Raw genomic sequence first — 13,304 nt, forward strand, 5'->3', positions numbered from 1 at the left:
GTCGGGGTAATTGTTGATGTCCGACAAAAGTCTAGGACTGAAGATCGCCGTCGGCCAGACGTCCCAGAATCAGGGCGATTCGCAGCGTGAACGCCGAACGGACATCAGAGGGTGACCAGCCGGTGACGTCGGTCACACGTCGGAGCCGGTAGCGCACCGTGTTGGGGTGAACGAACAGCATCCGCGCCGCGCCTTCCAGGCTGCTCGCCTGCTCCAGATAGACGCTCAGCGTCTCCAGCAGCGCCGACCCCGCCTCCTCCAGCGGTCTGTAGATCTCCTCCACCAACTGCTCGCGCGCGGAAGGGTCCGAGGCGATCGCGCGCTCCGGCAGGAGATCGTCCGCCAGGACCGGCCGCGGGGCGTCCTGCCAGGCCGTACAGGCCTTCAGGCCGGCGGCCGCCGCCTGCGCGGACTTGGTCGCGTTCAGCAGGTCCGAGACCACCGGACCCGCCACCACCGGACCGGCCGCGAACGGGCCGATCAGGGACTTCGCCACCTGGAGGGGATTGTCGCTGCCGCCCGCGATCACGACCAGGCGGTCGCCGAGCACACCCGTCAGGACCTGGAGCTTGTGGTGCCGGGCGGCCCGCCGGATCGCCTCGACCGTCAGCTCGCTGTCCCCGTCCGGGGCCGTTCCGAGCACCACGCACACGTGCTCCGGGGAGTTCCAGCCCAGCGCCGCGGCCCGCGACAGCGCGCCCTCGTCCGCCTCGCCGGACAGCACCGCGTTGACGACGAGGGACTCCAGGCGGGCGTCCCACGCCCCGCGCGCCTCGGCGGCCTGCGCGTACACCTGGGCGGTCGCGAAGGCGATCTCCCGGGCGTACACCAGCAGCGCCTCGCGCAGGATCGACTCGTCGCCCGGGGCCGCCACCTCCTCGATCGCGGTCTCCATGACCTCGATCGTGGTCCGGACCATTTCGACCGTCTGGCGCAGCGTGATCGCCCGGGTCAGCTCGCGCGGAGCCGTCCCGAACACATCGGTGGAGATCGCCTGCGGGGTCTCGGGATGCCGGAACCACTCCGTGAACGCGGCGATGCCGGCCTGGGCCACCAGGCCGATCCAGGACCGGTTCTCCGGAGGCATCGCCCGGTACCACGGCAGGGTCTCGTCCATCCGCGTGATCGCGTTGGCGGCGAGCCGGCCGGAGGACTTCTCCAGTCGGCGCAGCGTCGCGGCGTGCGGATGGGCGGGATGAGCGGGATGGGTCGCGGAGGACTGCTCACGTTCGGGTTCGGACACGGGACAAGACTGCCTTATCAGGGCGCCGCCGCGGACTCCGGTCTCGCACGCGGGGTCTACCGTGGCCCCCATGATTGATGTACGCCGTGCCACCGACCGTTACGAGGGCGGGGACCGGGCCGCCGGGATCACCACCCGGCACGCCTTCTCCTTCGGTCAGTTCTACGACCCGGACAACATCCGTTTCGGCCCGCTGCTGGCCTGCAACGAGGAGCGGCTCGCCCCCGGAGCCGGGTTCGACGAGCACCCGCACAGCCAGACCGAGATCGTCACCTGGGTGGTGGAGGGCGAGCTCACGCACAAGGGCAGCACCACCGGCGAGACCACCGTGGTCCGCCCCGGGGACCTTCAGCGGCTCGGCGCCGGCTCCGGGGCGCGGCACGTGGAGCGCAACGACTCCGCCGAGCCGCTGCGCTTCGTACAGATGTGGCTCGCGCCGCTGACCTCCGGCGGGGAGCCCTCGTACGAACTCGTCCGGGGGATCGGGAACGGCACGCCGTACGAGGTCCCCGCGGCCGGGGCCGTCCTGCGGGTCCTGCGGCCGGGCGCCGGCGAGCGGATCCCCGTACCGGCGGCGGAGCGGGTCTACCTGCACGTCGTCCGCGGTGACCTGAGGCTCGACGGCGAGGAGCTCGGGCCCGGGGACTCGGCGCGGATCACCGGGGAGCCGGAGCTGGAGATCGTCGCCGGCTCGCCCGGGGAACTGCTGCTCTGGGAGCTGCCGTAGCCCCGCGCGGCGCGGGGCGCAGGCCTCAGCGGCCGGCGAGCTCGGCGAGGACCGCGTCGGTGAAGGGGGGCCAGGCCTGAGCGGCCCACGGGCCGAAGGCGCGGTCCGTCAGCGCCACGCAGGCGGCGCGCGCGTCCGGGTCCACCCACAGGAAGGTGCCGGACTGCCCGAAGTGCCCGAAGGTGCGCGGGGAGGACGCGGAGCCCGTCCAGTGCGGGGACTTCCCGTCGCGGATCTCCAGGCCGAGGCCCCAGTCGTTGGGCGCCTGGTGGCCGAAGCCCGGCAGGACGCCCTTGAGGCCCGGATGGACGACGGAGACGGCCTCGGCGACGGTCCGGACGTCGAGCAGCCGGGGCGTCTGCAGCTCGGCGGCGAACCGGACCAGGTCGCGGACGGTGGAGACGCCGTCCTTGGCGGGCGAGCCGACGAGGGTGGAGGAGGTCATGCCCAGCGGCTCGAAGACGGCCTGGTGCAGGTAGTCCGCGAAGGGGATCCCGGTGGCCTTGGCGATGTGGTCGCCGAGGACCTCGAAACCGGCGTTGGAGTACAGCCGGCGGGTCCCGGGCGCAGCGGTCGGGCGGTGGTCGTCGAAGGCGAGGCCGCTGGTGTGCGCGAGCAGGTGGCGGATGGTGGAACCCTCCGGTCCGGCGGGCTCGTCCAGCTCGATCGCCCCTTCCTCGTAGGCGACGAGAGCGGCGTACGCGGCGAGCGGCTTGGTGACCGAGGCGAGCGGGAAGCGGTGGTCGACGGGCCCGTGGGAGCCGGCGAGGCTCCCGTCGGCGCGCACGACGGCCGCGGCGGCGGTCGGCACGGGCCAGCTCTCGATGATCCGCAGGCTGTCCATGGTGTTCACGCTCTCCGTACCCTCGACGCTCTCCATGCGGCCGAGCCTACTTGCCTGGAGTGCACTCCAAGGTTTTAGCGTGGTCGTCATGAGCCTGACGGAGACGCGCTACACGATCAGCGAGGTCGAGGCCCGGACCGGTCTGACCCAGCACACACTGCGCTGGTACGAGCGGATCGGCCTGATGCCGCACGTGGACCGCTCCCATTCGGGGCAGCGGCGGTTCAGCGAACGGGACCTCGACTGGCTGGCCTTCGTGGGCAAACTGCGCACCACCGGGATGTCGGTGGCGGACATGGTCCGGTACGCGGAACTGGTCCGCGCGGGCGAGGGCACCTTCGACGAGCGCCGGGAACTGCTGGAACGCACCCGTCACGAGGTGCGCTCGCGGATCGCGGAGCTGACGGACGCGCTCGCCGTACTGGACTTCAAGATCGGAACGTATGCGATGAGCACGGTCGCGGGGAAGGCGGAGCAGTGAGCGGACACGGCACGTTGGAGCGGGTGGAACTCGGCAGGGGCGGACCGGTCGTCGGCGTCCAGGGCCTGGGCTGCATGGGCATGAGCGAGTTCTACGGGGAGACGGACGAGAGCGCCGCCCGCGCGACCCTCGACGCGGCGCTGGCCGCCGGGGTCACGCTCTTCGACACGGCGGACGCCTACGGGCGCGGCGCGAACGAGGAGTTCCTGGCCCCGTTCGTGGCCGCGCACCGGGACGAGATCACCCTCGCCACGAAGTTCGCGCTCGAACGCGGCGAGGACCCGCGCCACCGGGGCATCCGCAACGACCCGCCCTACATCCGGCGGGCCGTGGAGGCCAGCCTGCGGCGGCTCGGCACCGAGGTGATCGATCTCTACTACATGCACCGGCGCGACCCGGCCGTGCCGCTGGCGGAGTCGGTGGGCGCCATGGCGGAGCTGGTGCGCGAGGGCAAGGTGCGCCACCTGGGGCTCAGCGAGGTCACGGGCGCGGAGCTGCGCGAAGCGTACGAAGTGCACCCGATCGCGGCGCTCCAGTCGGAGTGGTCGCTGTTCAGCCGGGACGTGGAGGACAGCGCGGTGGGCGCGGCGGCCGAACTGGGGGTGGCCTTCGTGCCGTACTCCCCGCTCGGGCGCGGGTTCCTGACCGGCGCCTTCGCCGACGCGGGCAAGGACCTGGAGGCCGGGGACTACCGCAAGGACCAGCCGCGCTTCACCGGGGACAACGCCCGGGCCAACGCGGAACTGCTCGCGCCGGTACGGGAGATCGCGCGGGCCCGCGGGGCCAGCCCGGCGCAGATCGCGCTGGCCTGGGTGCACCGGCGGGCGGAGGTGCACGGCCTGACGGTGGTTCCGATCCCGGGCACGCGCAAGCCGGGCCGCGTCGAGGAGAACGCGGCGGCGGCGCGGATCGCGCTGAGCGAGGCGGAGCTGGCCCTGCTGGAGCCGATCGCCGCGCGGGTCGCGGGGGACCGCTACCCGGACATGACCTCCACGGCGGTGGCCCGCGAGGAGTGACCCGGGCGCCGGCCGCCCCCTGTTGTGTTCAGTGCAGGGGCGGCGGCGCGGGCAGCAGGCCCCGGGCGGAGGTCAGGCGGCGGCCGCGCGGCAGGGCGGCGAGCACGGCGGCCGCGAGCGGCAGTGACTCGTGGACGGCCCCGTGCCCGGTGCCGAGGACGGCGGCCGCGAGGTCGTGGTCGGCCCGGGTCTCGTGGCCGCCGTCCCGGGGGACCAGGGGCAGCAGCCGCAGGTGGCCGTCGCCCGGTCCTTCGGGGGAGCGCCATTCGACGCCGCCGAGTTCGGAGAGCGGGTAACGCTGGTCGCCGGCCTTCCACTTGGTGCCGGTGGCGCCCGTACGGGACCAGTGGAAGGTGACGGCCGAGCCGTCGAAGCCCACCCGGGCGTCGGAGGCCTTCAGGTTCCGCTGCGGTTCGGGCACGTCCACCAGGAAGCCCGGCGCCGGCTCGGCGGCATCGGGCCCCAACTGCCCCCGAACGGCCTCCGCGAAGGCGCTCGCCAGCGGGTGCCGTTCGCCCGGCAGCACCAGCCGGTACGGGTCGCGGGCCTCGCGGAGCTGCCCGGCGGCGGCCTCCATCAGGGGGTCCGCACCGGGTCTCGGGACGGCATGCAGGATCACCGTGTTCCGCTTGCCGGCGGTCACGGTCACCTCGGACAGCGCTTCGAGGGGGATGCGGCGCGACCCAAGGGCCTGCCAGAGGCGTGGAGTTCGCATCCCCCGTGCGAAGCGGATGAGCACCGAGTCCGAGTCGAACTCCCAGACGGCATGGTTTCCGGCCAGTACGTCACCCATACGGCCCATCGTAAAGGGAGGCGCCCCGATGCGTCCTCCTCGACACGAAGCCCGTTCTCCGGACCTCTACACGTGTCAGGCCCCGCCCGTGCCGGAAATTCCACGGCGGCAGGCATCGTCGCCGGTGGCGCACACGATCGAACCGAACGCGCCGGTTCCGATTTTGGCGAAGTTGTCCAGGGAACCCGTACCTGGCTGGAAGTAGCCGGTGTGGGTCTTGGCTCCGGCCGAGGAGAGCAGCCGTGCGCCGAACTCCGGCGCCACCGGGTCCGCCCCGTGGCCCACTCCGCCGAGCTCCAGGTGCGGTACGTCCGCGATCCAGTCGCCCGAGTCCCGCATCGCCCACACGCGCGCCGAGGTGTTCAGCTCGGCGGCGTTCTCGACGCGCATGCCCGGGCTGCCGGCCACGACCAGGTCGGTCACCCGGCGGGGCAGGTCGTGCGCGGCGACCCCGCAGACCACCGATCCGTAGCTGTGGCAGAACAGGGCCACGCCGGCGTCCCCGGGCAGCGCGGCCGTCAGCGACTCCAGGCGTCCGGCGCCCTCCACGGCCAGCCGGCCGGTGGCGGCGTCCACGCCGACCCCGGTGGGCGAGGTGTAGCCGGCCCAGGCGATGACGGCGGTCGGGGTGCCCGGCGCGGCCGCGCGCTCCGCCTCGTACAGCGACGCGGCCATGCCGACCGGCGCGGTGAAGCGGCGCTGCGTGCGCTCGAAGGTGAGCAGGTCGGAATCGACGCCCGGGACGATCACCGAGACCCGGCGGGCCCGGTCGAGGTCGCCGAAGACCTCGGAGACGAGGCCGCCGCCGGTGGGGTCGAAGGAGAGGATCTGGCGGCCGGGCTCCGCGAGCGAGGCGAAGCGGTGGGAGCGCCGAAGGGCCGTGGCGCGGTCGGCGGGGGTCAGCGCCACATCGGCGGCGCGGGCCTCCTCGACCTGCTGGGCCTGTGCGAGGGAGCGCAGGTTGGCCCGGTAGCGGGTGGTGGCCGGGGCTCCGTCGAGGTTGCCCACGACGAGGGGGTGGCCGTCGGCGAGCCGGGCCCGCTGGGCTCCGTCGAGACCGGCGAAGAAACGCTTCACCGTACGGACGGGCGCATCGGCCGGGGGCAGCGGGTGGCCGTCGATCCGGGCGGCGGCCCAGGAGGCCAGGGCGGCGCGGCGCGGGGCCACACCGGCCTCGGGCCGGTGCACGGCGGTCCAGCCGGTGATCGCGAGCATCACGAACACCACCGCCAGCGCGAGCAGCATGCGCAGGGCGGTGAGGGCCGGGGCGCGGCTGGGCGCGGGGGGGAGTTGGGCGAGGCCGGGCACGTTCACTGGGACCAGCGTAAGAGACCCTTTCGGGCCATGGCGCTCCGCGTGACGGGAGTCACCGCCAGTCGGAGGCCAGGGCCGGGCCGATCTGGTCGAGGTAGGCCTCGGTCATGCGCCGGATGGCGGCCACGCTGGCGTCCTCGCCCTGCCCCCAGAGCCGGCCGGTGACCCTCATCACCCCGGAGAACGCGGCGACCGCGACGCGGGGGCGCGGGTCGGCGTCCACGTCCAGGCCCTCGCGGGCGGCGATCAGCAGGGAGATCCGCTCCTCCAGCTCGGTGGAGCGGCGCAGGTGGACGGCGAGCAGGGCCGGGGTCGACTCGATCAGCCGGTAGGTGCGCATGTAGAGGTCGACGGGGACCACCTCGGCGATCGCCTCCCCGATGGTGTCCCAGGAGGCGAGCACCGCGTTCCGCATGGCCTCCAGCGGCCCCTCGGCGTCCGGCCGGGCTCGCAGGGCCGCCACGAAGTGCGACTCCACCAGGTCCTGGACGGCGAAGGCGACCTCCTCCTTGTTCGCGAAGTAGCGGAAGAAGGTGCGCTGGGACACGTCCACGGCGTCGGTGATCTCGTCGACGGTCGTCTTCTCGTAGCCCTGCGAGACGAACAGCAGGAGAGCGGCGCGCAGCAGTGCGTCACGGGTGCGCCGCTTCTTGCGCTCGCGCAGCCCGGCCGCCGGCGCAGCCGGTGCGGGCCGCTGGTCGGTCATCACCGCGAGGTCCCCTTTTGACACTGAATTCTGACGCTGGGTAAGCGCTGGGCAAGCGGTCAGGGTACCTGTGACCCACGTGACAGCAGCTGTCCCGTTAAGCCGTTTGTGAAGTGTCAGTGGCTGTCACTAGCCTGTTCGCATGACTAGTCAGACCACCGTCGGCAGCACGTCGCTCAGCAAGGAACCCGGCCCGGCGCCGGTACCGCCCTCCGGGCTGCGTGGCCATCCGTGGCTGACCCTCTTCGCCGTGGCGATCGGCGTCATGATGGTCACCCTCGACGGCACGATCGTCGCCGTCGCCAACCCGGCGATCCAGAAGGACCTCGGCGCCTCGCTCGCCGACGTCCAGTGGATCACCAACGGCTACCTCCTCGCCCTCGCGGTCTCCCTGATCACCGCGGGCAAGCTCGGCGACCGCTTCGGGCACCGCCAGACCTTCCTCATCGGCATCGCCGGCTTCGCCGCCTCCTCCGCCGCCATCGGCATCTCCGGCAGCGTCGAGCTCGTCATCGGCTTCCGCGTCGCCCAGGGCCTCTTCGGCGCGCTGCTGATGCCCGCCGCCCTCGGCCTGCTGCGCGCCACCTTCCCCGCCGAGAAGCTCAACATGGCCATCGGCATCTGGGGCATGGTCATCGGCGCCTCGACCGCCGCCGGGCCGATCGTCGGCGGCCTGCTCGTCGAGCACGTCAGCTGGCAGTCCGTCTTCTTCATCAACGTGCCCGTCGGTGTCATCGCGCTCGTCTTCGGCCTGGTGATCCTCGTCGACCACCGCGCCGAGAACGCCCCGCGCTCCTTCGACGTCCTCGGCGTCCTCCTGCTCTCCGGGGCGATGTTCTCCCTGATCTGGGCGCTCATCAAGGCCGCCGAATGGGGCTGGGGCGACTCCAGGACGGTGCTCTTCCTCGCCCTGTCCGTGCTGTGCTTCGGGCTCTTCGCCCTCTGGGAGACCCGCGTCGGCGAACCCCTGATCCCGCTCGGCATGTTCCGCTCGCTGCCGCTGTCCGCAGGCACCGTGCTGATGGTGCTGATGGCCTTCGCGTTCATGGGCGGGCTGTTCTTCGTCACCTTCTACCTGCAGAACGTGCACGGGATGAGCCCCGTCGACAGCGGACTGCACCTGCTGCCGCTCACCGGCATGATGATCGTCGGCTCCCCGCTGGCCGGCGCCGCCATCACCAAGGTCGGCCCGCGCGTCCCGCTCGTCGCGGGCATGGTCGCCACCGCCGTCGCCTGCTTCGGGATGGCCCGGCTGACCGCGGGCACCGGCACCCTCACCATGTCGCTCTGGTTCGCGCTGCTCGGCCTCGGGCTCGCGCCCGTCATGGTCGGGGCCACCGAGGTCATCGTCGGCAACGCCCCGCTGGAGCTGTCCGGGGTGGCCGGCGGTCTCCAGCAGGCCGCCATGCAGGTCGGCGGCAGCCTGGGCACCGCCGTCCTCGGCGCGGTCATGGCCGGTACGGTCAGCGACTCGTTCGGGGACAACTGGGCCGGGGCCGGGCTGCCCCCGCTCACCCCGGAGCAGGCGGAACTCGCCGAGAAGGGCGTCCAGGTCGGCATCGCGCCGGTGCCGCCGCAGGCCCCCGAGCCCGTGGTCCGCGCCATCACCGGGGTCGCGCACGACACGTTCGTGTCCGGCATGAGCACCGCCTTCACCGTCGCCGGCGTGGTCGCGGTGCTCGCCGCGATCGTGGCCTGCTTCACCAAGCGCGGGGAGCACGCGGGCGCCGGGGCGGGCGCGGCCCACATCTGAGCCGCCCGCTCCGCACCGCCGCCACGGAGGCGTCAACTCCGTACGGACGACAGCCCCGCCGGACGGTTCCGGCGGGGCTGTCGCCTATCCGGGTGGACCCGCCCGCACCCCCTTCCGCCCGCCCGTCCGCGCAGGTCAGCGTGGTGGCTACGGAGCTCCGGAACGGTCCGGGGCCCTTGCGTCCACAAGGAGTTGACCCGTCATGCGTACGTGGAGCACCACTTTCGCCGCCGCCACCGTCCTGGCCGGCACCGTCCTGATCCCGAGCTCGGCCGGCTCAGCCCACGCGGCGGAGCACGCAGCGCAGCACGCGGCGGGACACGGCGTGCAGCGCGCCGCCGTCCGGGCCGGGGGCCATTCCTCCGGGCCGCCGGCGCCGACGCTCGGGGCCTGCGCCAGCGGGCAGCTGTGCCTGTGGGGCAAGCCCGACTTCAAGGGGGCCAAGCGCACCCACGAACTCAGCACCCTCGACATCAACAGCTGTACGGCGCTGCCCGCCGGCACCACCGCCCAGTCCCTCGTCAACCGCACCGGCAGGCCCGTGACCACCTACCAATCGGCGGAGTGCGCCGAGACCGGCGAGTTCCAGACGTACCCGGGCGACGGGGTCTGGCTGCCCCAGTCCCCCTACCAGGTAAGGGCTTTCAAGGTGTGGGAGCGCTAGCCGCCGCCACCGGGGGCAGACCCTGACCACCACCCGTATCCCGGTCCCGGTCCCGGTCCTGCGGCGCCCCGGCGCGGTCCTCCCGCGCCGGAGCGCCGGCCGGGCCGGGCGCGGACCCCGCCGCGCCGCGCAGCAGGGCCACCTCGGCGCGCAGCGCCCGTACCTCCTCGGTCAGCTCCGTGATCGCGGCGGTCTGCGCCTGCTCCACCCGGTCGTCGCGCTCGAAGCGGGAGATGAACCAGGCCGCGATGTTCGCGGTCACCACACCGAGCAGGGCGATCCCCGACAGCATCAGGCCCACCGCCAGCACCCGGCCCAGCCCGGTGGTGGGGGAGTGGTCGCCGTACCCGACGGTCGTCATCGTGGTGAACGACCACCACACCGCATCGCCCAGGTTCTTGATGTTCCCGTTCGGGGCGTCCCGCTCCACGCTCAGCACCGCCAGGGAGCCGAACATCAGCAGCCCCACCACCGCCCCGGCGACATAGGTCGTCAGCCGGATCTGCGGGGCCATCCGGGCCCGCCGGCCCACCAGCATCAACGTGGCGACCAGCCGCAGCAGCCGCAGCGGCTGGACCAGGGGCAGCACCACGGCCGCCAGGTCCAGCCAGTGCGTCCGTACGAACACCCTGCGGTCCCCCGCCAGGCACAGCCGGACCAGGTAGTCGACGGCGAAGGCCGCCCACACCACCCACTCCGCGTGGGTGCACGCCCGCTGCACCGCCCGGCTCGCGTCGGGGGCGACGATCGGCACGGCGTAGGCGACGGCGAAAGCCACGGCGAGCACCAGCAGGGGAGCCTGCGTACGGCGCTCCCACCGCGACTTGCGGGAGGGTTCCTTCATGCGAAGCATCGTAAAGAACGAGTAAGGGGCGCCGGGACAGGTGTCCCGGCGCCCCTCACACGACCGTGAAAACCACGCGCAGGCTACGCGTCCCCGCCCGCGGCGCCCGGATCGGCCGCGGCCACGTCCAGCAGCTGGTAGCGGTCGACCGCCTGCTTCAGCGCCGAGCGGTCGATCCGGCCGTCGCGGGCCAGCTCCGTCAGCACCGCCAGGACGATCGACTGCGCGTCGATGTGGAAGAACCGGCGGGCCGCGCCGCGGGTGTCGGCGAAGCCGAAGCCGTCCGCGCCCAGCGAGGTGTACCGGCCCGGCACCCAGCGCGAGATCTGGTCCGGAACGGACCGCATCCAGTCCGAGACCGCGACGAACGGCCCCTCCGCGCCCGACAGCTTCCGCGTCACGTACGGAACGCGCTGCTCCTCCTCCGGGTGGAGCAGGTTGTGCTCCTCCACCTCCACGGCCTCGCGGCGCAGCTCGTTCCAGGAGGTCGCCGACCAGACGTCCGCCCGTACGTTCCAGTCCGCGGCCAGGATCCGCTGCGCCTCCAGCGCCCACGGCACCGCCACGCCCGAGGCCATGATCTGCGCCCCGATGGCGCCGGAGGAGCCCTGCGACACCCGGTGGATGCCCTGGAGGATGCCGTCCACGTCGACGTCCGCCGGCTCGGCCGGGTGCTGGATCGGCTCGTTGTAGACCGTCAGGTAGTAGAAGACGTCCTCGGCGTCCGGCCCGTACATGCGCCGCAGGCCGTCCTTGACGATGTGCGCGATCTCGTACCCGTACGCCGGGTCGTAGGCGACGCAGCCCGGGTTCGTCGAGGCCAGCAGCTGGGAGTGACCGTCGGCGTGCTGGAGGCCCTCACCCGTCAGGGTGGTCCGGCCGGCGGTCGCGCCGAGGACGAATCCGCGCGCCAGCTGGTCGGCCATCTGCCAGAACTGGTCACCGGTGCGCTGGAAACCGAACATCGAGTAGAAGACGTACACCGGGATCAGCGGCTCGCCGTGCGTGGCGTAGGCCGAACCCGCCGCGATCAGCGAGGCCGTGCAGCCCGCCTCCGAGATGCCGTCGTGCAGCATCTGGCCGGTCGGGGACTCCTTGTACGCGAGCAGCAGCTCGCGGTCGACCGCCTCGTACTGCTGGCCCAGCGGGTTGTAGATCTTGGCGCTCGGGAAGAAGGCGTCCATGCCGAAGGTGCGGTACTCGTCCGGCGCGATCAGCACGAAGCGCTTGCCGATCTCCTTGTCCCGCATCAGGTCCTTCAGGATGCGGACGAAGGCCATCGTGGTCGCGATCGACTGCTGGCCGGAGCCCTTGCGGGCCGCCGCGTACGTGCTGTCGCCGGGCAGCTGGAGCGGCTTGGCGCGCACCACGCGGGTCGGCACGTAGCCGCCGTGCGCGCTGCGCTGGTCGTGCATGTACTGGATCTCCGGGGAGTTGCGGCCCGGGTGGTAGTACGGCGGGGCGCCGTTCTCCAGCTGCGCGTCCGTGATCGGGATGTGCAGGCGGTCGCGGAAGCGCTTGAGGTCGTCGACCGTCAGCTTCTTCATCTGGTGCGTCGCGTTGCGGCCCTCGAAGTTCGGGCCGAGCGTCCAGCCCTTGACCGTCTGCGCGAGGATCACCGTCGGCTGGCCCTTGTGGGCCTTGGCCGCCGCGTACGCCGCGTAGACCTTCTTGTGGTCGTGGCCGCCGCGGCCCAGGTGCTGGATCTGGCGGTCGGACATGTTCTCGACCATCGCGCGCAGCCGCTGGTCGCCGCCGAAGAAGTGCTCGCGGATGTACGCGCCCGACTCGGTGGCGTACGTCTGGAACTGCCCGTCGGGGGTGGAGTTCATCTTGTTGACCAGGATGCCGTCCCGGTCCTGGGCCAGCAGCGGGTCCCAGGAGCGGTCCCAGATCAGCTTGATGACGTTCCAGCCGGCACCCCGGAAGATCGACTCCAGCTCCTGGATGATCTTGCCGTTGCCGCGCACCGGGCCGTCGAGGCGCTGGAGGTTGCAGTTGACGACGAAGGTCAGGTTGTCCAGGCCCTCGCGGGCGGCGATCGACAGCTGCCCCAGCGACTCCGGCTCGTCCATCTCGCCGTCGCCGAGATACGCCCAAACGTGGGACTTGGAGGTGTCCGCGATCCCGCGCGCCTCCATGTACCGGTTCATCCGGGCCTGGTAGATCGCGCCGAGCGGGCCGAGGCCCATCGAGACGGTCGGGAACTCCCAGAAGTCCGGCATCAGCCGCGGGTGCGGGTAGCTGGAGAGGCCGTACGGGGCCTTCGACTTCTCCTGGCGGAACGCGTCGAGCTGCTGCTCGGAGAGCCGGTCCAGGAGGTAGGCGCGGGCGTAGATGCCGGGCGAGGCGTGCCCCTGGAAGAAGATCTGGTCGCCGCCGTCGCCCTCGTCCTTGCCCCGGAAGAAGTGGTTGAAGCCCACGTCGTAGAGGGAGGCCGAGGAGGCGAAGGTCGCGATGTGGCCGCCGACGCCGATCCCGGGACGCTGGGCGCGCGAGACCATCACGGCCGCGTTCCACCGGGTGGCGTTCAGGACCTTGCGCTCGATCTCCTCGTTGCCGGGGAAGAAGGGCTCGTCCTTGGTGGCGATCGTGTTGACGTAGTCCGAGCTGCGCATCTCGGGCACGGCCACGCGCCTCTCGCGGGCGCGCTCGATCAGGCGCAACATCAGATAGCGGGCCCGTTCACGGCCCCGCTCGTCGACGGCCGCGTCCAGGGAGTCGAGCCACTCCTGCGTCTCCTCCGGATCGAAGTCCGGGACCTGGCTCGGAAGGCCGCCAATGATGATCGGATTGCGATCGGATGCGGAAGCCACGCTGTTCCTTCGCTGTCGGGGGAGTCGCGCCTTGGGGTCGCCGCCTCCCATGGTCGTACTCTCGGCGGGAATCTTCATCTTTACCCCCGGGTAACCCTTGGAA

12 protein-coding genes are annotated in these 13,304 nt (G+C 72.3%); 5 read left to right on the plus strand and 7 right to left on the minus strand.

The window, feature by feature from the left end:
• Window positions 1-31: 31 nt before the first annotated feature.
• Window positions 32-1,243 carry a PucR family transcriptional regulator gene (locus IE248_RS20870; protein ID WP_008739145.1) on the minus strand — a complete coding sequence of 404 codons (1,212 nt, stop codon included), beginning with the start codon at window positions 1,241-1,243 and terminating at the stop codon, window positions 32-34.
• A gap of 70 nt (window positions 1,244-1,313) precedes the next feature.
• On the opposite strand from IE248_RS20870, the gene IE248_RS20875 reads away from it, so the two are divergent.
• The gene (locus IE248_RS20875) at window positions 1,314-1,970 is read left to right on the plus strand and encodes a pirin family protein (protein WP_073796051.1); all 657 of its coding nucleotides are present in this window, start codon (window positions 1,314-1,316) and stop codon (window positions 1,968-1,970) included.
• Between the two features lie 25 nt (window positions 1,971-1,995).
• Here the strand turns inward: IE248_RS20875 and IE248_RS20880 are convergent, their stop codons facing one another.
• Window positions 1,996-2,814: a serine hydrolase domain-containing protein gene (locus IE248_RS20880; RefSeq protein WP_190031391.1), complete on the minus strand. Its 819-nt coding sequence runs from the start codon at window positions 2,812-2,814 to the stop codon at window positions 1,996-1,998.
• A gap of 88 nt (window positions 2,815-2,902) precedes the next feature.
• On the opposite strand from IE248_RS20880, the gene IE248_RS20885 reads away from it, so the two are divergent.
• Window positions 2,903-3,295, plus strand: a complete 393-nt coding sequence (locus IE248_RS20885; protein WP_229895423.1) for a MerR family transcriptional regulator — start codon at window positions 2,903-2,905, stop codon at window positions 3,293-3,295.
• Complete coding sequence (locus tag IE248_RS20890) at window positions 3,292-4,311, plus strand: aldo/keto reductase (RefSeq protein WP_073796053.1); 1,020 nt, start codon at window positions 3,292-3,294, stop codon at window positions 4,309-4,311. Before IE248_RS20885 ends, IE248_RS20890 begins: the two co-directional genes overlap by 4 nt.
• A 28-nt stretch (window positions 4,312-4,339) precedes the next feature.
• Here the strand turns inward: IE248_RS20890 and IE248_RS20895 are convergent, their stop codons facing one another.
• From IE248_RS20895 to IE248_RS20905, 3 genes are all read right to left on the minus strand, one after another.
• Window positions 4,340-5,104 (minus strand): DUF4429 domain-containing protein, encoded by a 765-nt coding sequence (locus IE248_RS20895; RefSeq protein ID WP_078489032.1) that lies wholly within the window; start codon window positions 5,102-5,104, stop codon window positions 4,340-4,342.
• Window positions 5,105-5,179: 75 nt separating this feature from the next.
• Window positions 5,180-6,349 carry an alpha/beta hydrolase gene (locus tag IE248_RS20900; protein WP_047961003.1) on the minus strand — a complete coding sequence of 390 codons (1,170 nt, stop codon included), beginning with the start codon at window positions 6,347-6,349 and terminating at the stop codon, window positions 5,180-5,182.
• A gap of 121 nt (window positions 6,350-6,470) precedes the next feature.
• A complete protein-coding gene (locus IE248_RS20905; protein WP_037791740.1) occupies window positions 6,471-7,124 on the minus strand; it encodes a TetR/AcrR family transcriptional regulator in 654 nt (217 codons plus the stop codon).
• Window positions 7,125-7,266: 142 nt separating this feature from the next.
• Between IE248_RS20905 and IE248_RS20910 the strand changes: the two genes are divergently transcribed.
• Both IE248_RS20910 and IE248_RS20915 read left to right on the plus strand, forming a co-directional pair.
• Window positions 7,267-8,877: an MFS transporter gene (locus IE248_RS20910; protein WP_190031361.1), complete on the plus strand. Its 1,611-nt coding sequence runs from the start codon at window positions 7,267-7,269 to the stop codon at window positions 8,875-8,877.
• Window positions 8,878-9,079: 202 nt separating this feature from the next.
• Window positions 9,080-9,541, plus strand: a complete 462-nt coding sequence (locus IE248_RS20915; protein WP_190031362.1) for a peptidase inhibitor family I36 protein — start codon at window positions 9,080-9,082, stop codon at window positions 9,539-9,541.
• Here the strand turns inward: IE248_RS20915 and IE248_RS20920 are convergent.
• Entirely contained in the window at window positions 9,522-10,385 is an 864-nt protein-coding gene (locus tag IE248_RS20920; RefSeq protein WP_100583477.1) for a potassium channel family protein, read from the minus strand. The genes IE248_RS20915 and IE248_RS20920 overlap by 20 nt on opposite strands.
• 83 nt (window positions 10,386-10,468) lie before the next feature.
• A complete protein-coding gene (gene aceE / locus IE248_RS20925; protein WP_008739120.1) occupies window positions 10,469-13,201 on the minus strand; it encodes a pyruvate dehydrogenase (acetyl-transferring), homodimeric type in 2,733 nt (910 codons plus the stop codon).
• Between the last annotated feature and the right edge of the window lie 103 nt (window positions 13,202-13,304).

The sequence above is a fragment of the Streptomyces goshikiensis genome (assembly GCF_014650555.1).
In the GTDB taxonomy this organism is placed as follows: domain Bacteria; phylum Actinomycetota; class Actinomycetes; order Streptomycetales; family Streptomycetaceae; genus Streptomyces; species Streptomyces goshikiensis.

Coding starts and splice junctions, on each gene's coding strand:
- IE248_RS20910 (WP_190031361.1), top strand. CDS start 7,267: ATGACTAGTCAGACCACCGTCGGCAGCACGTCGCTCAGCAAGGAACCC.
- IE248_RS20875 (WP_073796051.1), top strand. CDS start 1,314: ATGATTGATGTACGCCGTGCCACCGACCGTTACGAGGGCGGGGACCGG.
- IE248_RS20905 (WP_037791740.1), bottom strand. CDS start 7,124: ATGACCGACCAGCGGCCCGCACCGGCTGCGCCGGCGGCCGGGCTGCGC.
- IE248_RS20885 (WP_229895423.1), top strand. CDS start 2,903: ATGAGCCTGACGGAGACGCGCTACACGATCAGCGAGGTCGAGGCCCGG.
- IE248_RS20895 (WP_078489032.1), bottom strand. CDS start 5,104: ATGGGTGACGTACTGGCCGGAAACCATGCCGTCTGGGAGTTCGACTCG.
- IE248_RS20915 (WP_190031362.1), top strand. CDS start 9,080: ATGCGTACGTGGAGCACCACTTTCGCCGCCGCCACCGTCCTGGCCGGC.
- IE248_RS20920 (WP_100583477.1), bottom strand. CDS start 10,385: ATGAAGGAACCCTCCCGCAAGTCGCGGTGGGAGCGCCGTACGCAGGCT.
- IE248_RS20900 (WP_047961003.1), bottom strand. CDS start 6,349: ATGCTGCTCGCGCTGGCGGTGGTGTTCGTGATGCTCGCGATCACCGGC.
- IE248_RS20880 (WP_190031391.1), bottom strand. CDS start 2,814: ATGGACAGCCTGCGGATCATCGAGAGCTGGCCCGTGCCGACCGCCGCC.